23 protein-coding genes are annotated in these 17,866 nt (G+C 41.7%); 10 read left to right on the forward strand and 13 right to left on the reverse strand.

The window, feature by feature from the left end:
* Positions 1–67: 67 nt before the first annotated feature.
* Positions 68–1,414, forward strand: coding sequence for a sodium/malate symporter MaeN (gene maeN / locus NST22_RS16540; protein WP_003244241.1), 1,347 nt, complete (start codon positions 68–70; stop codon positions 1,412–1,414).
* 35 nt (positions 1,415–1,449) lie between these two features.
* Here the strand turns inward: maeN and NST22_RS16545 are convergent, their stop codons facing one another.
* Positions 1,450–1,665 (reverse strand): hypothetical protein, encoded by a 216-nt coding sequence (locus NST22_RS16545; protein ID WP_003228823.1) that lies wholly within the window; start codon positions 1,663–1,665, stop codon positions 1,450–1,452.
* A 230-nt stretch (positions 1,666–1,895) separates the two neighbouring features.
* On the opposite strand from NST22_RS16545, the gene NST22_RS16550 reads away from it, so the two are divergent.
* Genes NST22_RS16550 through mnhG form a run of 7 tightly spaced genes read left to right on the forward strand, consistent with a single transcriptional unit; the run spans position 1,896 to position 7,664 of the window.
* Positions 1,896–4,301, forward strand: a complete 2,406-nt coding sequence (locus tag NST22_RS16550; RefSeq protein ID WP_003228821.1) for a Na+/H+ antiporter subunit A — start codon at positions 1,896–1,898, stop codon at positions 4,299–4,301.
* Positions 4,294–4,725 carry a Na(+)/H(+) antiporter subunit B gene (locus NST22_RS16555; RefSeq protein ID WP_003228819.1) on the forward strand — a complete coding sequence of 144 codons (432 nt, stop codon included), beginning with the start codon at positions 4,294–4,296 and terminating at the stop codon, positions 4,723–4,725. Before NST22_RS16550 ends, NST22_RS16555 begins: the two co-directional genes overlap by 8 nt.
* Entirely contained in the window at positions 4,725–5,066 is a 342-nt protein-coding gene (locus tag NST22_RS16560) for a Na(+)/H(+) antiporter subunit C (protein WP_003220730.1), read from the forward strand. The genes NST22_RS16555 and NST22_RS16560 overlap by 1 nt, the downstream gene beginning before the upstream one ends.
* A complete protein-coding gene (locus tag NST22_RS16565; protein ID WP_003244432.1) occupies positions 5,059–6,540 on the forward strand; it encodes a Na+/H+ antiporter subunit D in 1,482 nt (493 codons plus the stop codon). The genes NST22_RS16560 and NST22_RS16565 overlap by 8 nt, the downstream gene beginning before the upstream one ends.
* A gap of 5 nt (positions 6,541–6,545) precedes the next feature.
* Positions 6,546–7,022: a Na+/H+ antiporter subunit E gene (locus NST22_RS16570; protein ID WP_003244015.1), complete on the forward strand. Its 477-nt coding sequence runs from the start codon at positions 6,546–6,548 to the stop codon at positions 7,020–7,022.
* On the forward strand, positions 7,022–7,306 hold the full coding sequence (locus tag NST22_RS16575) for a Na(+)/H(+) antiporter subunit F1 (protein WP_003228814.1): 285 nt from the start codon (positions 7,022–7,024) through the stop codon (positions 7,304–7,306). Before NST22_RS16570 ends, NST22_RS16575 begins: the two co-directional genes overlap by 1 nt.
* On the forward strand, positions 7,290–7,664 hold the full coding sequence (gene mnhG / locus NST22_RS16580; RefSeq protein ID WP_003244302.1) for a monovalent cation/H(+) antiporter subunit G: 375 nt from the start codon (positions 7,290–7,292) through the stop codon (positions 7,662–7,664). The genes NST22_RS16575 and mnhG overlap by 17 nt, the downstream gene beginning before the upstream one ends.
* Before the next feature lie 38 nt (positions 7,665–7,702).
* Here the strand turns inward: mnhG and NST22_RS16585 are convergent, their stop codons facing one another.
* The 6 genes from NST22_RS16585 to degQ all read right to left on the reverse strand — a co-directional run bounded on the left by NST22_RS16585 (position 7,703) and on the right by degQ (position 12,530).
* Positions 7,703–8,083 (reverse strand): hotdog fold thioesterase, encoded by a 381-nt coding sequence (locus NST22_RS16585; protein ID WP_003228810.1) that lies wholly within the window; start codon positions 8,081–8,083, stop codon positions 7,703–7,705.
* An 18-nt stretch (positions 8,084–8,101) separates the two neighbouring features.
* A complete protein-coding gene (gene comA, locus NST22_RS16590; RefSeq protein WP_003220716.1) occupies positions 8,102–8,746 on the reverse strand; it encodes a two-component system response regulator ComA in 645 nt (214 codons plus the stop codon).
* Between the two features lie 80 nt (positions 8,747–8,826).
* Entirely contained in the window at positions 8,827–11,136 is a 2,310-nt protein-coding gene (comP, locus tag NST22_RS16595; protein WP_015251333.1) for a two-component system sensor histidine kinase ComP, read from the reverse strand.
* A 14-nt stretch (positions 11,137–11,150) separates the two neighbouring features.
* A complete protein-coding gene (gene comX, locus NST22_RS16600) occupies positions 11,151–11,318 on the reverse strand; it encodes a competence pheromone ComX (protein WP_003242801.1) in 168 nt (55 codons plus the stop codon).
* Positions 11,306–12,205 carry a ComX modifying isoprenyl transferase ComQ gene (gene comQ, locus NST22_RS16605; protein ID WP_003243039.1) on the reverse strand — a complete coding sequence of 300 codons (900 nt, stop codon included), beginning with the start codon at positions 12,203–12,205 and terminating at the stop codon, positions 11,306–11,308. The genes comX and comQ overlap by 13 nt, the downstream gene beginning before the upstream one ends.
* Positions 12,206–12,389: 184 nt before the next feature.
* Positions 12,390–12,530 carry a degradation enzyme regulation protein DegQ gene (degQ, locus tag NST22_RS16610; protein WP_003220708.1) on the reverse strand — a complete coding sequence of 47 codons (141 nt, stop codon included), beginning with the start codon at positions 12,528–12,530 and terminating at the stop codon, positions 12,390–12,392.
* A 221-nt stretch (positions 12,531–12,751) separates the two neighbouring features.
* On the opposite strand from degQ, the gene NST22_RS16615 reads away from it, so the two are divergent.
* Both NST22_RS16615 and NST22_RS16620 read left to right on the forward strand, forming a co-directional pair.
* Positions 12,752–12,877, forward strand: coding sequence for a hypothetical protein (locus NST22_RS16615; protein WP_003228793.1), 126 nt, complete (start codon positions 12,752–12,754; stop codon positions 12,875–12,877).
* Between the two features lie 113 nt (positions 12,878–12,990).
* The gene (locus NST22_RS16620; RefSeq protein WP_003243784.1) at positions 12,991–13,359 is read left to right on the forward strand and encodes a hypothetical protein; all 369 of its coding nucleotides are present in this window, start codon (positions 12,991–12,993) and stop codon (positions 13,357–13,359) included.
* Here the strand turns inward: NST22_RS16620 and pdeH are convergent.
* The 6 genes from pdeH to NST22_RS16650 all read right to left on the reverse strand — a co-directional run bounded on the left by pdeH (position 13,335) and on the right by NST22_RS16650 (position 17,849).
* Positions 13,335–14,564 carry a cyclic di-GMP phosphodiesterase gene (gene pdeH / locus NST22_RS16625; RefSeq protein ID WP_003243525.1) on the reverse strand — a complete coding sequence of 410 codons (1,230 nt, stop codon included), beginning with the start codon at positions 14,562–14,564 and terminating at the stop codon, positions 13,335–13,337. The genes NST22_RS16620 and pdeH overlap by 25 nt on opposite strands.
* A gap of 136 nt (positions 14,565–14,700) precedes the next feature.
* On the reverse strand, positions 14,701–16,173 hold the full coding sequence (locus NST22_RS16630; protein ID WP_003228788.1) for a nicotinate phosphoribosyltransferase: 1,473 nt from the start codon (positions 16,171–16,173) through the stop codon (positions 14,701–14,703).
* Positions 16,174–16,188: 15 nt separating this feature from the next.
* Positions 16,189–16,740 carry an isochorismatase family cysteine hydrolase gene (locus NST22_RS16635; RefSeq protein ID WP_003243099.1) on the reverse strand — a complete coding sequence of 184 codons (552 nt, stop codon included), beginning with the start codon at positions 16,738–16,740 and terminating at the stop codon, positions 16,189–16,191.
* 96 nt (positions 16,741–16,836) lie between these two features.
* On the reverse strand, positions 16,837–17,235 hold the full coding sequence (locus NST22_RS16640) for a YueI family protein (protein ID WP_003242987.1): 399 nt from the start codon (positions 17,233–17,235) through the stop codon (positions 16,837–16,839).
* A gap of 71 nt (positions 17,236–17,306) precedes the next feature.
* Positions 17,307–17,555, reverse strand: coding sequence for a YueH family protein (locus NST22_RS16645; protein WP_003228783.1), 249 nt, complete (start codon positions 17,553–17,555; stop codon positions 17,307–17,309).
* A gap of 72 nt (positions 17,556–17,627) precedes the next feature.
* Complete coding sequence (locus NST22_RS16650; RefSeq protein WP_003242933.1) at positions 17,628–17,849, reverse strand: spore germination protein; 222 nt, start codon at positions 17,847–17,849, stop codon at positions 17,628–17,630.
* Positions 17,850–17,866 lie beyond the last annotated feature (17 nt).

The following is a 17,866-nucleotide window of genomic DNA, read 5'->3' on the forward strand; positions in this document are numbered from 1 at the left end:
TTAAAAAAATATGAAGTGTTAACGCTTTCTTGTAGACTGTAACAAACAATACATGGGGGTGTATGACATGGGAGCAATTCCAAAAACGGGGACAATTTCACCTGAGCAAAAAGACTCACAGGAGAAAAACCTGTTTCAAAAAATTTGGTCTTGGGAAATCGGTGTGATTCCTTTGCCATTATACACAGTATTAGCTGTTATTATTATTCTTGCAGCATATTACAATGAGCTGCCGGCAAATATGCTTGGCGGGTTTGCCATCATTATGATTCTTGGTGTGTTTCTCGGAGACATAGGCCAACGCATACCGATATTGAAGGATATTGGCGGCCCTGCTATTTTATCTTTGTTTGTTCCTTCATTTTTAGTCTTTTACAATGTACTGAATTCAACATCTTTAGACGCTGTAACCAACTTGATGAAAACGTCTAACTTCCTTTATTTCTATATCGCTTGCCTTGTTGTGGGAAGTATCCTCGGTATGAACAGAATTGTTTTAATACAGGGGTTTATCAGAATGTTCGTTCCACTGGTTGCAGGAACGATCGCGGCCGTTGCAGCCGGCATCCTTGTCGGATTTATTTTTGGCTATAGTGCCTATGATTCCTTTTTCTTTGTTGTTGTCCCGATTATTGCCGGGGGAATAGGTGAAGGGATTTTGCCGCTTTCAATCGCCTATTCACAAATACTGGGCTCATCCGCCGATGTATTTGTGTCTCAGCTGGTGCCAGCCGCAATTATAGGAAACGTTTTTGCTATCATATGTGCAGCCTTAATGAAAAAGCTTGGCGACAAGCGTCCAGATCTAAATGGGAACGGACGTCTCGTAAAATCTAAAAAAGCAAATGAGATTTTCAATCAAAAAGAAGCCGAAGCAAAAATTGATTTTAAACTAATGGGAGCAGGAGTTCTGCTCGCGTGTACATTCTTTATTTTTGGCGGGTTATTGGAGAAATTCATCTTCATCCCGGGCGCGATCTTAATGATTATTTCAGCTGCGGCTGTCAAGTATGCAAATATTCTTCCGAAAAAAATGGAAGAAGGCGCTTACCAGCTTTATAAGTTTATTTCTTCAAGCTTTACATGGCCGCTGATGGTCGGTCTCGGCATCCTCTTTATTCCGTTGGATGACGTAGCGTCTGTGATTTCTATACCGTTTGTCATCATCTGTATTTCAGTTGTTATCGCGATGATTGGTTCTGGATATTTCGTAGGCAAGCTGATGAACATGTATCCGGTTGAATCCGCAATCGTTACCTGCTGCCACAGCGGTCTCGGCGGAACGGGTGATGTTGCCATTTTATCGGCATCAGGAAGAATGGGCCTTATGCCGTTTGCCCAAATTTCAACCCGTCTCGGCGGTGCAGGCACAGTTATTTGCGCGACAGTGCTGCTTCGTTTTTTCACTTCATAAACAGAAAGAGTTCCGTTTTATGCGGAACTCTTTTTTTATTTATTCACAATCCGAATATACTCTCGGGGACCAAACGGCAGATCCTTTGATTCCGTCTCACTCATTCTGGCTGACAGGTGGTGCTCCAGTAAATACAGCTCCCACTCATCACAAGCCGCCACACCGCTGCGCCCGTCATATTGATTCAACATGAATGCCCCTGCAAATACTGAGCAGAATAAACCTGAGCACATCACGACTTTTGTTTTCACATGACCAGCTCCTTTCCTTCAGCTTGATCAGGATTGATTTTAAATATACAAATAACCTCTTTTTTGTTAGACTTATTTTGAGGTCAAAAGAACTCATAAAAATCCATTACAGCAGTTCGAAGCGTGGCAGCTTGCAGAAAAGTGCGATATAATTTGGACTAGGTCGTTTGACCGTATATTTTATACATAGCGCATTTTTCAATTGAGAACGAGAAAAGGAGGTCTTATCTTTGCAGCTCTTACATCTTGCTATTTTATCGCCTTTTTTATTTGCTTTTATCATTCCCTTCTTGGCAAAATACGCAAAAAGAGTGCATACGGGCTGGTTTGTGTTGATCCTGCCCGTCTTGCTGTTTATATACTTTCTCCCAATGATCAGGATGACGCAATCTGGAGAAACACTTCGATCGGTATTAGAGTGGATTCCGTCACTCGGCATTAACTTTACCGTTTATATAGACGGCCTCGGGTTATTATTCGCTTTACTGATCACAGGCATTGGCTCTTTGGTCACTCTTTACAGCATTTTTTATTTATCGAAAGAAAAAGAACAGCTTGGGCCCTTTTATGTCTACTTATTGATGTTCATGGGCGCCATGCTCGGCGTCGTTCTAGTAGACAATGTCATGGTTCTCTACATGTTCTGGGAGCTTACAAGCCTTTCATCCTTTTTGCTGATCGGCTATTGGTATAAGCGGGAAAAGTCGCGCTATGGCGCAGCCAAATCACTTTTGATTACGGTCAGCGGCGGGCTGTGCATGCTCGGCGGATTTATTCTCCTTTATTTGATAACGGATTCCTTCAGTATTCGAGAGATGGTTCACCAGGTTCAATTAATTGCCGGCCACGAATTGTTTATCCCGGCTATGATTCTCATTTTATTAGGGGCTTTTACGAAATCGGCGCAATTTCCTTTTTACATCTGGCTCCCTGACGCGATGGAAGCTCCGACGCCTGTCAGCGCTTATCTCCATTCAGCTACTATGGTAAAAGCCGGCATTTATGTGATTGCGAGATTCAGTCCTATTTTCGCCTTTTCAGCTCAGTGGTTTTGGATCGTGTCCCTCGTCGGCCTCTTTACGATGGTTTGGGGTTCATTCCATGCCGTGAAACAAACTGATTTAAAATCGATTTTGGCGTTTTCAACCGTCAGCCAGCTCGGCATGATCATCTCCATGCTCGGAGTCAGTGCTGCGGCCCTTCATTACGGACATACAGAATATTATACAGTTGCCGCTATGGCTGCCATTTTCCATTTGATCAACCACGCAACCTTTAAAGGAAGCTTGTTTATGGCAGTCGGGATTATCGATCACGAAACAGGCACACGGGATATCCGGAAGCTAGGCGGCCTGATGGCGATTATGCCGATTACTTTTACCATTTCCTTAATCGGGACATTTTCAATGGCCGGCCTACCGCCGTTTAACGGATTTTTGAGTAAAGAAATGTTTTTCACAAGCATGCTTCGCGTGACACATTTTGACCTGTTCAACGTGCAGACATGGGGCGTTCTGTTCCCTCTTTTCGCCTGGATCGGAAGTGTATTTACGTTTATCTACAGCATGAAATTGCTGTTTAAAACATTCAGAGGAAATTACCAGCCTGAACAGCTTGAAAAACAGGCTCACGAAGCGCCTGTCGGTATGCTCGTTCCACCGGTCATTCTTGTCGCTTTGGCTGTCAGTCTCTTCTTTTTCCCGAATATATTGTCGTACAGCCTGATAGAGCCTGCGATGAACTCAATCTATCCGACACTGCTTGACGGCCATGAGAAATTCCACGTTCACATTTCACAGTGGCATGGGGTTACAACGGAATTGCTCATGACTGCGGGTATTGTTGTGATCGGAACAATTGGTTATTTGTCGCTGAATAAGTGGAAAGGAATCTATAAACTGTTTCCTTCGAAACTCACACTCAACCGGTTATACGATAAGCTTTTGACTATGATGGAGAAAGGCTCTTACCGGGTCACAAAACAATATATGACCGGGTTTTTAAGAGATTATTTGCTGTATATCTTCGCTGGTTTCATCATTCTGATAGGCGGAGCTTTTGCCATTAAAGGCGGATTTTCATTTAAAACGGAAGGCATGGCTAAAATCGGTGTATACGAAATCATTTTGACGCTTGTCATGATCAGCGCCACAGTGGCGACTGTTTTTGCTAGGTCAAGACTGACGGCGATCATTGCACTCGGTGTTGTCGGTTATACGCTTGCATTGTTTTTTGTCATTTTCAGAGCGCCGGACTTGGCATTGACTCAGCTCGTCATTGAAACGATTTCTGTGGCACTGTTTCTGCTTTGCTTCTACCATTTGCCGAAACTGAGGCTGAAAACAAAAACGAGAACGTTCCGGATGACGAATTTTATCATTTCTTTAGGCGTCGGTGTTATCGTTACACTGCTCGGCATCGCATCCTCAAGCCAGCGGACAAAAGACAGCATTGCGTCCTTCTTTGTCAAACACAGCCACGATCTCGGCGGAGGGGATAATGTCGTCAATGTCATTCTCGTTGATTTCAGGGGATTTGATACAATGTTTGAAATTACGGTATTAACGATAGCCGCTCTCGGCATTTACAGCATGATTAAAACAAAAGTAAAAGAGGAGGGGAAAAGCGGTGAATGAACAAAAAACAAATGACTTGATTCTTCAAACCGCGACAAAGCTTGTATCCTTTATCATTTTGCTTTTCTCTTTCTATTTATTTTTATCAGGGCATAACGCGCCCGGAGGAGGCTTTGTCGGCGGACTGATCACGTCCTCTTCCATCGTTCTCTTGCTCTTGGCATATGATTTAAAAACCGTGCGTTCCCTTTTGCCTGTCAATTTCATTTATGTCGCGGGAGCCGGCCTTCTGCTCGCTGTATTAACAGGCGTTGGCTCCTTTGTCTTCGGGGCTCCTTTTTTAACCCACACATTCGGATACTTTCAGCTGCCGATCCTTGGGAAAACGGAGCTCGCCACAGCGACGATATTTGATTTAGGCGTTTATCTTGTTGTCGTAGGCATAACGATGACCATTATTCAAACGATTGGAGAGGAAGAATAATGGAAATCTTAATGGCTGTATTAGCCGGTATTATTTTTATGGCTGCTACGTATTTGCTGCTGTCTAAAAGCCTGCTTCGCGTCATTATCGGAACAGCACTGTTAAGCCATGGCGTTCATTTAATGCTTTTGACTATGGGAGGATTAAAGAAAGGCGCCGCTCCGATTTTGAGCGAGCATGCCAAATCATTTGTCGATCCGCTTCCGCAAGCCCTGATTTTGACCGCAATTGTCATTTCTTTTGGCGTTACGTCATTCATCCTCGTCATGGCCTTTCGCGCTTATCAGGAATTGAAATCGGACGATATGGATCAAATGAGGGGAAATGATCAACATGAATAATTTTGTTATTTTGCCAATCCTGATCCCGCTTTTGTCGGCTATTCTTCTGATTTTCATGACGAAGAATCTTATGCTCATGAGAATCTTCAGCACGGCGGCATCGGCCATCGGGATTGTGATTAGCGGCATACTTGTACAGACTGTCTTCACAAAAGGCATCCAGACACTCAGCCTAGGCGGATGGAAAGCGCCGTACGGCATTGTGCTTGCCGCAGACCAATTCGCCAGCCTTCTCGTTCTCACAACAGCGATCATCGGTTTATTGGTTGGGCTTTATTCCTTCCGTTCTGTCGGTGAAAAACGGGAGCGCTCCTTTTACTACTCCGGCGTTCAGTTCTTGCTTGCCGGCGTCAGCGGAGCGTTTTTAACAGGCGATTTATTTAATATGTACGTATTTTTTGAGCTTCTGCTTATTGCTTCCTATATGCTGATTGTATTAGGCGGCACAAAAATTCAGCTGCGGGAATCCCTTAAATATATTGTGTTTAATATTGTATCGTCTGCCCTGTTTGTCATAGGGGTCGGCTTTTTATACGCTGTAACCGGTACGTTAAACATGGCGGATCTTAGCGTGAAAATCAGCGAATCAGGACAAACCGGGCTGATCACTGTGATTGGTGTCCTGCTGCTTTTGGTATTTGGCATGAAGGGCGGAATCTTCCCCCTCTACTTTTGGCTTCCAGGCTCTTATTACGCGCCACCGGCGGCAATCTCCGCGTTGTTCGGCGCTTTGCTGACAAAAGTCGGGTTATATGCGATTACGAGGGTTTTCACATTGATTTTTATTCACGATACAGCCTTTACCCATCAGTTGATGATTTGGCTGGCGGCGCTGACTGTGATTTTTGGTGTGATCGGTTCACTCGCTTATTCGAATGTCATGAAAATTGTGATCTATAACATTATTACCGCTGTCGGCGTGATTTTGTTCGGTGTGGCAGTACACACCCCCGCATCCATTCAGGGCGCGATCTACTATCTGATTCACGATATGCTGATTAAGGGCGCTTTGTTCATGCTGGCAGGTACGCTGATCGCATTGACTGGAACCGCGAGCCTGCATAAAATGGGCGGGCTGATCAAACGCTATCCTGTTCTTGGATGGATGTTTTTCATTTCCGCTATTTCTCTTGCAGGCATTCCGCCACTGAGCGGATTTGTCGGCAAATTTAAAATTGCAGAGGGCGGCTTCGCAGAAGGTGAATTTACGATATCCATGCTGATTCTGCTTTCGAGTCTGCTTGTACTGTACTCTGTGCTGAGGATCTTTATACATGCGTTTTGGGGCGAAGAAAAAGAAACGCCAAAACCAAATCATCGAACAGCTAAAGGACTTCTTTATCCGGCAGCTATTTTTCTCTTGCTGTCCCTTCTCTTCGGATTGGGTACAGAATGGGTGTCGCCTTACGTTGATCAAGCGGCCGAGACGCTGCTGAATCCGGAAAAATATATCGAAGCTGTTCTGAAGGAGTAGATCGCATGGCATTTCAAATTTTATTAAATGTGTTTCTCGCTTTTTGCTGGATGTTCTTAAGCAACAGTCCAAGCGCCGCAGGATTCATTACAGGCTATATTCTGGGAATGCTCTCTCTCTTTTTCTTCCGGCGCTTTTTCACTCGCCAGTTTTATCTATGGAAATTGATTTCTATTATCAAGCTCTGTTTCATTTTTATAAAGGAACTGTACCTTGCCAATGTCAGTGTGATGAAATCAGTCTTATCTCCAAAACTGAATATCAGACCGGGTATTTTTGCTTTTAAAACTGAACTGACGAAGGACTGGGAAATCACCATGCTTTCTCTGCTCATTACATTAACGCCGGGAACCTTGGTGATGGATATTTCAGATGACAGAACAATACTTTATATTCATGCAATGGATATCGAGGATGCGGAAAAAGCGATTTTTGACATTCGGGAGTCATTTGAAAAAGCCATACAGGAGGTGAGCCGGTGATGTTTACGCTGATCCTGCAAATCGCGCTCGGCATTATGGCAGTGTCTACCTTTTTGTATGTCATTCGTGTCATTAAAGGTCCGACTGTGCCTGACCGGGTCGTGGCTCTGGATGCAATCGGCATCAATCTGATCGCAATCACGGCGCTTGTCTCCATTTTGCTGAAAACAAGTGCGTTTTTGGATATTATTTTGTTGCTGGGGATTTTATCGTTTATCGGAACGATCGCATTTTCCAAGTTCCTGGAGAAAGGAGAGATTATCGAAAATGATCGAAACCGCTAAGGTCGTTGTGGCTGTATTCATTTTGCTGGGTGCTCTTATATGCCTCATTGCTTCATTTGGCGTACTTCGCCTTCCCGATGTGTTTACACGCGCTCATGCTGCTTCTAAAGGCTCAACATTAGGTGTCAATATGATTCTGCTCGGTGTCTTCTTCTATTTGTGGTTTGTGACGGGGGAGCTCTCCGCTAAAATCCTGCTTGGGATTCTCTTTATCTTTATTACGTCGCCTATCGGCGGGCACTTGATCTGCCGTGCTGCGTATAACTCCGGCGTCAAGCTTGATGAGAGAAGTGTGCAAGATGACTATAACGGAATCAGAAACTTTGTGATTAAACGAAAAGAGGATTCTTATTTATAAAAATAAGCAGCCGGACAGGCAGAGTTCCGGCTGTTTTTTTATTTCTTGATGACAGCCAGCGTGCATCTGGATATACAGATCAGCCTCTCTTGCTCGTCATATATGTGAATATGATAGACAATCGTCGTTCTGCCTATATGAACGGGCTCGGCTATCGCCTTTACCGTTCCTTCCTTTACAGATTTTAAATGGTTGGCGTTAATCTCCAAACCAACACAAGCTTGCGTTGTATGATCAATCAGGTTCTGTGCACCTGCGCTCGCCGCGGTTTCCGCCAGGGCCACTGAAGCGCCTCCATGCAAATATCCGAACGGCTGTACCGTCCGATGATCCACCGGCATGACCGCAACGCATCGTTCCGCTGTGTTTTCAACAATCTCAATACCAAGCGCTTCAAGCAATGTGTGCTTCATATCCATCTCTACACCCCCCAACATTTAAAGTACACCGTCTGATTTCGCAATCAAAACCGCTTCCGTCCGTGAACCGACATTCAGCTTATTGAAAATCGATGTCAAGCTGTATTCAATGGACCGCTTGCTTAAATGAAGGGCATCTGCGATTTCTTGGTTTGTAAATCCCTTTTCAACTTCTTGAAGAATCAGGCATTCTCTAGGTGTGAGCACATCTTGTTCTTTTTGAGAGGAAGGAGCCGGCTTTGTTTTTTGCTGAGTCATCAGCTGTTTAAAGTAAGCAAAATCGACTAAAATTTCTCCGTTGAGTACGTGGTATATGTATTGGGTGATCTTTTCTTTAGATTCCGTTTTGCTGATGGCACCGTGCAGACCCGCACGAATCGCTTCCTCGAAATAATCCTCGACCTCATAACCGGTATACACGATAATTTTACAATGAGGATTCTCTTGTAAAATCTGTTTAGAAAGCTCCATCCCATTGACCTCGCCGCCTAGATTCAGATCCATTAAAATGAGATCATATGACGAGAAATCATGCTGCTTGATAAACTGTTCGCTCGGTTCAGGACTGAGACAATCAACAGACAAATTCGAATCCGTTTCCAAAATTGTCTTGGTGCCTTCCATGACAGCCGGATGGTCATCAATCACTAGTATCTTTTTCATGTTTTCCTCCCTTTTACTCACTCTTTTCCATTTTATAAAAAAGACTTGGCCTGTGCCAAGTCGTTTCCGTTATAAATCCATTACAATTCGATTTCAATATCAGCCTTAAAGCCCTTTCCTTCACTTGTTTCAATCCGAAGGCGCCCATCTAAAGCCCTGACTCTCTCCTTAATGCCAGAAAGCCCCATGCTCATGGAATGCTCAGTATTTTTTTCTTGATCAAACCCAACGCCATCGTCCTCATAATGAAGAACGATTTTGTTTTGAATACTGATGAGCATAATCAGCACATCCGTCGCCTGAGAGTGCTTGACCGCATTAGACAGAAACTCTTGAATGATCCGGTACAAATTCAGCTGCGAATCCAGATCAAGGGAAGCCGTAAATCTCCCGGTATTTAAACGGATATGAAACGGAACCCGCTCCTGCTGCTGCGCCACCAGCTTCGACAGCGCCTTCACCAATCCAAGATCATACAGAAGCTGCGGCCGCAGCTCATGACACGTCTCCCTCGTCATCGAAATCACATCAGACATCTGCTCATTCATCTGTACAAGCTTGTCCTGCACCTCTTCACGGCACGGATTATCATCCTTCTTGAAATCACCCAAAAACAGCTCACACTGGCGTTTTAAGGAAATCAAATCCTGAAGAACCGAATCGTGGAGATCGCGGGCGAGTCCTGAACGCTGTTTTTCTTCGATTGCAAACATTAGCTTTTTCAGCCAGATGGGGTTGGTTCCCTCTTGTTTTAAGTCCTTCAAATGTTCCATGAGCTCCTCAATATGCAGGACATTTTCCATGGACACACTTGTATAAAAAGACAGTGTTTTCAGCCACGATATTTCATCACGTGTTAGCCGGGGAGTGTTAATATTAGATAAACAAAGCAGAACATAAGAACTACCGCCTCGTTCACCAACTTTCATAAGAAAGCCTTGATTGACTTCTATAATTTTCCCAATTTCTGAAGTTACGTTTTCAAATTCCTCTTGATAAAAATTCCAGTCCGGTCCAACTTCATGCTTATCTAAAAATATCACTTTGTGATCAGGAGTAACCTCAAAGGTATAAGCTTTGCTTACAAGCAAAACATCCAGTATAGTATTTTTCAGTTCTTTAAAAACTTGTTGAAGAGAAGTTACACCCCTCATTAGCTGAGTATATTTAAAAATACTGTCCTGATAGTTGAATTTTTCGGAGAAACGTTTTAACCGAAATTTAAAATCCATGACCTCTTTAAAATAAAAGACAGCGAACATGACAACGAAAAAAAATACAGTTTGACGCACAGGGTTCATCTGGATGTCCATTACATCAAACAGAACTAATGCACCAACTATTAGAAGAGTTGGTATCATGGCAAGTAGAGCATAGTATCTCATTCTTCCTAAGATAAACTCTATATCAAACATCTTATTGGCTACAAATTGGTATACTAACCCGAACGGAATTAGTACTAGTAATGACGCCGAAGCTAATGCCGGGAAAATATAATTACCTGTAAATATTATTGGAAGAACAAAAAATATCAAAAAAGGCGCAAATGAAAGAGTGTTTGTTAAAATTAGTAATTTAAGAATAAACGAATGCTCAGCATATTTATATTTATTAAGATGTAAGTATATCGCTGAAAAAGAAAATAGAGTCAAAGTTGCAAAAGAAACCAAATTAAGAGTTGCTAAAAAATCAATATCTACTTGTAAATAGTCTTGAAAAAACTCAATACCAAGATTAAATATTGGTATGATATAAAGAAAAGAAATTCTATTCAAAAAAGTTTTACCTATTTCTCCAAGGTATCTTTGTATAAATTGAAGATAAAGAATAGGAGAAGATATAAAAGTAAACAAGTTAATATACCGATTGATTATATGTCCTCTAAATGGTCCGCCTGCACTTATATATGCTATCGAAATGTCTAATAACAATAGAATAAGAATATAGGCAGCAAATGATCTCCTTTTTTTATTTACTTTAAGTATATAAAAAATACATATTATGCTTAAAAAATAAAAAACCAAAGGAAGTACGAACAGAAAAAAACTATAAGGTCTATTTAGAGTAACTAAATCAAAATCTTTGAGATGAATCTTTTTTCCACTTCTCAAAATATCCAGACTGTTAATATGACTCAAATATCCCCATTTCAAATGTTTGTCTGAAGGTTTTTCTTTATTAATTTTTAATATGATGTCTCCCTGTCTCAGACCAACAAATTGTCCATATGAAGATTCCGATATTTCTTCTATCATAAATTGACTTTTATCATTTTTATGAATCTTAGTCCCAATAATAATTCCATTCATACTGATATAAGTTGTATAGCTTATATAAAGGATACTCAAAACAATTACAGCTATTGTGAATTTTTTTATTAAGTTCTTCAATATTAATCCACCTATTAATCACCCCATTGACGGGTTATTGGATCAGCCAGATAATAATCATTATAAGCTTTAATTATTGTTTCAGTTTCTTGCACATCAAAACCTATAAGGCAGGCTTCTTTATTTTTCAATTTTTTTAAAGCCTCAGGATAATTTAAAAAGTAGTTAATTAGGTCTTGCATCTTGTATCCCCCTTTGTATAACTTAATAAGCATTCCTTTATTAGCTCTTTTTTTTCTTTATCTAAATTTAATTGTTCTATAGCAGAAATACATTTCTGTTTATATATTTCCAATAATACCGAAATGTATTGAGTAACTCCCGCTTTAATTAATTTTTCTTGGAATTTCTCTTTATCAAGTAACGATTTATAATATAAGTCTTTATGTGAAATTAAGTATAATAAATCTTCCGAAGCATCATTAAAAAGGCGCTTAAGATATAAGTAAATCAGTGTATGTTTGTTTTTTTCAATATCACTGCGATTTCCGGATAAAAGAACATAATAATCTCCAGAAATTTGAGCTATAATCCCTTTATAGTAGGAATATCTTTCAACTGTTTCATTATATTCTCCTGTAGCCAATAAAACACCTGCTACATTTGCTAGTGCAATCAGACTTCCACATTTTAATCTAATTACTTCTAAACTTTCATCTTCTGTTTTAGATTTATTAGTGATATCGTCATGTTGACCTTGCATGGCCTCGTTTACGTATTTTAAAACATATTTAAAAATTAGAGGATTGTTATTTAATGAATAAATACTCGTTAATCCTACTGTATACAAGGAAAGTGCTGCATTTAACGACTCCGAGCGATTAATTTTCATCCATAATGCATGGTGATTATCTTCATCTTCAAGATCATCCATAATATCTGATGAAAGAATAAGAATTTCTATTCCCGCGCCAAGCCTTGTTGCAACATCTAAATTCTCCCCTCCAAAAACAACATAATGTAAGATTGTGGATTCAGCAAAGGAGAATGTTTCTTTAGAATCAATAAATGAGTAAAGAAGTTGTGACAAATCCTCGTTAAATATGTTTTGCTCCACAATCTCCTTCATTTTCTCCTTGATCCGGACAGAATCTAAACATATCTGCTCAATAACGACTTCCCCCCTCCCATTCCATTTTACTAAATGGGACATTTAAAGGACAGCAGGTTTTTCGTTTTTTAACAATCATATAATACTTTATCCATTTATTGTATCGGTAGAACGAAAAAAAAGACTTGTTTCCAAGTCTTTTTCACGAAATTTTCATTGCATAATTGTATTTATCGAGTTGATCAATGCTTTTGTTAATGTTTCGTAATGAATCTGTCGTTTCTTTAATATCAAGTTCGAGTCGGAATAACAATTGTTTTACTTCTTCAAGTTTCTTTTCCATCGTTTCCACACTCCTTTTTTTGAAAGATCAATGAATTGTGTATGGTGAACGAGTCCTAGGTATTTGATCTGTTACTAATAGTGTATCTGCTTTCGGCTCATTTTTCACCGAAAAGTATGCAAAAAAGTCCTGCGTGACACCGCAAATCTCAATAGGTCCTTATACTCAAAGGAATCACAACAAGAACGGGACTATCTTTCTATGCGAAAGAGCGTTTATATGTGCTGAAATTGAGAAAGATTCTTAATCTCCTTGATTTTAACGGGTTTCGCATTTTCACTAAGCAAGACTATAGTCCTTCATACCGTATTTTCAAAATTGAATATGCGATTCTTGGCGTTTCCTGACCGACAAACACCGAAAAAGACCGCAACGCTAAAGTTGTGGCCTTTTCGCTTTGTCATATTCGGCAATTAGGGATCTATACATATAGAAACATCCTTTTTTGCGAGGTGCTCCCATGAGATATCGTTATCCCTGGTTTTACGTGTATCCGTATGAGGTACGCCGTCCGCCCGCTCCTGCCAACAATATTGATACCTTTATCCGTTCAGCGAAGCAGGCCGCAGGGATATTTGCGGATGCCCAGCTCGTTCTCAGCCGCATTGCGGGCTCGCGGGAGCTTTCGCGCCGCATTCTGACCGCAGCCGAACAGTCTGATAAACAAACTATAAGGCGCCTGATCAAACAAATGGGCGTCCGGCATGAAGTGGATACGGTCTTTAATCCCGACGGCATCTATATCAGCCTTATCGGAACGCAAAGCCGAATGATTCTTGCTTTGCGGTGGTCAGAGGACCGCAATCATTTTGCGTCCATAAGATTATGACACCATTCCAGAGCCTCTAAATAACATTCATACGCTTCTTCTTTGTCCAGTTGATTGCCTAATTCTGAGCAAGTGTCCCAGTTGTTGCTTTCAATTAATTTCACAAGCTCAAGCATTTGGTAGTAGTCGTTTTGATGGCCTAATAATGCTTGCCCGACTTCATCTTTTAAAGGCAATTCTTGAACAATTTCCTCTATTTCTCTATGCAGGAGGGTGTCTATGAGAGAAAACATTCCGATCAGCATATAAGAAGCAGGCTGCGGCCGGGATGTCTTTCTCGCCAGCAGTTCGCAAAGCTTTGCTCTTATCAGAGAAATCTTAATGATTTCGTGCTTGCTGGAATGCCCTTTCCTGCTTAAATCCTTAAAGGAAAGAATATATATCCACCGTTTGATTTCATTAAATCCCAGCAGCATAATGGCCTGTTGAATGCTTTCAATTTTCTGGCTCAAACGGCTGTGGGATGAGTTTAAAAATTTTAAAATTTGATAGGACAGTGATAAATCCCGCTCTATGTACTCTGTCACACGCTTTATGTTAGGCTGCTCTTTACTCAGTTCGTTAAGCAGTTCATAGTAAGAATAGAAATGAGTCGATAGGTCATGCCCGCTGATGATGCGCGGCTCGCTGAAAAAGTAGCCTTGGAATAATTGAAAGCCGTCTTGGACCGCCTGTTTATATTCTTTTCGGGTCTCTACTTTTTCCGCTAAAAAAATCAGGCCGCGGCAGCCGTAGGTTTGCAAAATTGTTCTGCGTTCCATTCGTGTTGTTTTGAGAAAATCAATTTTCAATATATCAATATAGCTCATGAGTTTTTCCAGTAAGTCCTCATCTTGCGGATTTATTGCATAAAAATCATCAAGCGCCAGCATATACCCCATTTTTTTCAATTCTTTGCATCTAGAAATGAGGGCCGGCGTGATCGGTATATCTTCAAGGATTTCAATGACAAGCTGTTTCGGATTGAAGGAGGTGGGAAGATTCGAAAACATCAGGCTTTCCGTAAAATTAACAAAACAGCGTTTCCCTTCCGTCAGCTTCTCAATTCCGATGTTTAAAAAGCTGTTGATCACCAAATCTGTTGTTGCCTGATCGCCGTCTTTAGCGCTATACACGTTCTCTTCGCTTTCTCTATACAGCAGTTCATAAGCAACAACCTGTTCTTTTCTATTAAAAATAGGCTGTCTTGCAACAAACACCCTCATTGATTTATCCCCCTTACAATACGCGCGGCTTTCACCCCTAAGTATATCAAATAATTTGACGAAAATTGTCTAAACATGAAAAATAATATATACATAAAGAAAACTGGCCCTTCGCGAATGAAAGGCCAGTTTTTCTTTATTCTTCCTCAAGCTCTTCTTCAATTCTGCTTTTCACTTCGTGGATCCGCTGCATTTTATTGCTCCAGCAGTCCTCGCTTAAATCAACCGGGTATTCCTCCGGCTTGCTGATTCTCTTATATTCCTCCCAAAGCAGGCTGAGGTTATCCTGCACATACTGCTGTATGTCTGAAATCTCAGGGTTTTGGTAGCAAAGAATACCCTTCTCAAAAATCAGTTCATGAAGATCCTTCGCATAAAAATTCGTGACAAATTTGCTGATGAATGTATGAACCGGGTGGAACATTCTGAGCCGCTTCTGATCATTCACCTGCTCATCATAAAGCGCAATATAGTCGCCTTCAGAATGATGGTTGGACTGATTAATAATGCGGTAGACTTTCTTTCTGCCCGGTGTCGTCACTTTTTCAGGATTGGACGAAATTTTGATCGTGTCGACCATTTTCCCGTCTTCTTCAATGGCAACGAGTTTATAAACTGCGCCGAGAGCCGGCTGGTCATAGGCAGTGATCAGCTTCGTACCGACACCCCAGACATCAATGCGCGCTCCCTGAGCCTTTAAATTCATAATGGTGTGCTCATCCAAATCGCTTGAAGCAATCACCTTCGCATCTGTAAATCCTGCTTCATCAAGCATTTTCCGGGCTTTTTTTGACAGGTACGCCAAATCGCCGCTGTCCAGACGGATGCCAATGAAATTAATGCGGTCGCCGAATTCCTTGGCAACCCTAATCGCGTTCGGCATGCCTGAACGAAGCGTGTCATACGTGTCAACTAAGAAGACGCAATCCTTATGTGTTTCCGCGTATTTTTTGAAAGCTGTATATTCATCGCGGTAAGCCTGCACAAGCGCATGCGCATGTGTGCCGGAAACCGGGATATTAAAGCGCTTTCCGGCTCTTACATTGCTTGTCGCGCTAAAGCCGCCGATTAAGGCTGCTCTCGCTCCCCACATGGCCGCATCCATTTCGTGCGCCCGTCTTGTTCCGAATTCAAGCGCAACTTCATCACCGATGACGCCTTTAATCCGGGCAGCCTTTGTTGCGATTAATGTTTGATAGTTCACAATGTTGAGCAAAGCTGTTTCAATCAGCTGCGCTTCTACCAGGGGTGCCTCCACCCTCATAATCGGCTCATTGTTAAAAACGAGTTCTCCTTCTTTCATGGAGTAAAGTGAACCTGTAAAAGATAAGCCGCGCAAATATTCAATAAAATCTTCATGATACCCGAGTTCATCCTGTAAATAACTCAAATCGCTATCCGTAAACTTGAAATTTTCCAAGTATTCAATGGCTTTTTCCAAGCCCGCAAATACGGCATAGCCATTTTCAAACGGAAGCCTTCTGAAAAACAGCTCAAAAATCGCTTTCTTTTCATGAATGCCGTCTCTCCAGTACGTTTCCGCCATATTGATCTGATAAAGGTCTGTATGTAATGACAGGCTGTCATCTTTAAATCCGTACTCTAACACTGTTTTTCCCCTTCCTTACTCTGCCACTTGCGCTCCGATGCTGTTTGCAAAATGGGAAAGAGCCCATGCGTGCCCCTCCTGATTAAAGCTGGCAACAGCTTGTTTATGCACAACAATCCGAAAACCTTTGTTGTATGCGTCAACAGCTGTATGCAACACACAAATATCTGTGCAGACACCGGCAAGATGCAGTTCGCCAATCTGCCGCTCTCTGAGTTTGAGCTCTAAATCAGTTCCCGCAAAAGCAGAATATCTCGTTTTTTCCATGTAGTAAACATTAGGTTCATGTTCATGTTTCTGATATAGAGGCAAAAGCTTTCCGTACAGATCTTTTCCTTCCGTGCCTTTTATATTATGCGGAGGAAAAAGACGGGTTTCAGGGTGATATTGATCCCCTTCATCATGAGAATCTACTGCTAATACGACGTAATCACCGTTTGTGATGAATTCTTTAGTTAAATTGACGATCGCCTCTTCAATCATTCTGCCGGGCTCCCCGCAGGTCAATTTTCCGTCACTCGCCACAAAATCATTCGTATAATCAATACAAATAAGTGCTTTTTTCATAGCCGGCCTCCCCGCCATCAGTATGAGAACATTATATCTTATCTCCAGTTGTAAGTGAATTGCCATGAACAAAAAGACAAACGGTCCGTTTGTCTCTTACGATTTCAGTACTGACCGATTATAAATGTCGTCCTGAATATATATCAATTCACGATTCACAGCGATATCAGCCGCAATGACGATGCCTAAGGGCGTATGAAACTGGAGATCAGATACAATCTTGAAAGGCACTCCGTACCGGCTCGCCATTTGGATATAAGAAGAGTAAGACTGATACTGAAGCTCTCCATTAATCAAAAGGGTGACGTTATGGCTGTTTTTCAGCTCGTGCTCTGCCTCTTTATACGGTTTGCTTCTAAGCACCTGTCCTTTCGTCAGTGCCAAAACGACTCTTTCTCTTAAAGAGCCTAAAAACAAATGGCGCTCGTCAGGCTTTGTCTCCAAAGGCCCATACATTCCTTGCTGCAAATAGAGATCCATTTTATCTTCACTCAAAAGCCTGTCCTCCCGTCTTGTTTGTCTTCATTATCACCTGATCAGGCAGGAGCTAAACTTTCAAGCGCCGTTTACATTTCTGTTACCCAATGAATGATTTTTTTGGCCAGCTCACCAGCAGGGGTTTCCTCTGTATGCCGGCGCAACGACGCTTCCAGCCGTTCAGGCAGAGTTGCTTTATCTTCTTCATAGGAAATGATCGTGCTCCACTCCAGCTGCGGTACCGCTACAAGCGTGCGCAGTTCTTTTCTGTTTTCATGCAGATACACGTCCGTGATCATTCCGGTTTGCGTATTGATATTTGCTTTTCTGATTTTCATAACATGACCTCTCTATTCAAAGACTACCCATATTATACAATAAAAAAGCAACAGCCTCTTGTGAAAAGGCTGTTACCCGTTAAACGAAACTGTTTCATCAGTGATATCGGCATCTTTGAAGAGAGTTTTACTCGTTTGGTTGTTAATCTTCACAAAATCACCAAGCTGAAATGTGCCTGACCCCGCCCCTGAATGAGCGACGCTTTTGGGCGAAATCGCAAATACGTCTCCAAAGCTTGCCGCGGCATTATCCGTAACTGACATGATATAAATCGGCCCCACAATTGCAGGCATTTCCCCACCTCCGCATT

This window comes from Bacillus sp. PS237, assembly GCF_037963345.1.
Taxonomy (GTDB): Bacteria; Bacillota; Bacilli; order Bacillales; family Bacillaceae; genus Bacillus; species Bacillus subtilis.

Bases quoted from the DNA above. Each gene is read 5' to 3' on its own strand.
- maeN (WP_003244241.1), top strand. From the start codon at position 68: ATGGGAGCAATTCCAAAAACGGGGACAATTTCACCTGAGCAAAAAGAC.
- NST22_RS16560 (WP_003220730.1), top strand. From the start codon at position 4,725: ATGGAAATCTTAATGGCTGTATTAGCCGGTATTATTTTTATGGCTGCT.
- NST22_RS16565 (WP_003244432.1), top strand. From the start codon at position 5,059: ATGAATAATTTTGTTATTTTGCCAATCCTGATCCCGCTTTTGTCGGCT.
- NST22_RS16570 (WP_003244015.1), top strand. From the start codon at position 6,546: ATGGCATTTCAAATTTTATTAAATGTGTTTCTCGCTTTTTGCTGGATG.
- NST22_RS16575 (WP_003228814.1), top strand. From the start codon at position 7,022: ATGTTTACGCTGATCCTGCAAATCGCGCTCGGCATTATGGCAGTGTCT.
- mnhG (WP_003244302.1), top strand. From the start codon at position 7,290: ATGATCGAAACCGCTAAGGTCGTTGTGGCTGTATTCATTTTGCTGGGT.
- NST22_RS16585 (WP_003228810.1), bottom strand. From the start codon at position 8,083: ATGGATATGAAGCACACATTGCTTGAAGCGCTTGGTATTGAGATTGTT.
- comA (WP_003220716.1), bottom strand. From the start codon at position 8,746: ATGAAAAAGATACTAGTGATTGATGACCATCCGGCTGTCATGGAAGGC.
- comX (WP_003242801.1), bottom strand. From the start codon at position 11,318: ATGCAAGACCTAATTAACTACTTTTTAAATTATCCTGAGGCTTTAAAA.
- comQ (WP_003243039.1), bottom strand. From the start codon at position 12,205: ATGAAGGAGATTGTGGAGCAAAACATATTTAACGAGGATTTGTCACAA.
- degQ (WP_003220708.1), bottom strand. From the start codon at position 12,530: ATGGAAAAGAAACTTGAAGAAGTAAAACAATTGTTATTCCGACTCGAA.
- NST22_RS16620 (WP_003243784.1), top strand. From the start codon at position 12,991: ATGAGATATCGTTATCCCTGGTTTTACGTGTATCCGTATGAGGTACGC.
- pdeH (WP_003243525.1), bottom strand. From the start codon at position 14,564: ATGAGGGTGTTTGTTGCAAGACAGCCTATTTTTAATAGAAAAGAACAG.
- NST22_RS16635 (WP_003243099.1), bottom strand. From the start codon at position 16,740: ATGAAAAAAGCACTTATTTGTATTGATTATACGAATGATTTTGTGGCG.
- NST22_RS16645 (WP_003228783.1), bottom strand. From the start codon at position 17,555: ATGAAAATCAGAAAAGCAAATATCAATACGCAAACCGGAATGATCACG.
- NST22_RS16650 (WP_003242933.1), bottom strand. From the start codon at position 17,849: ATGCCTGCAATTGTGGGGCCGATTTATATCATGTCAGTTACGGATAAT.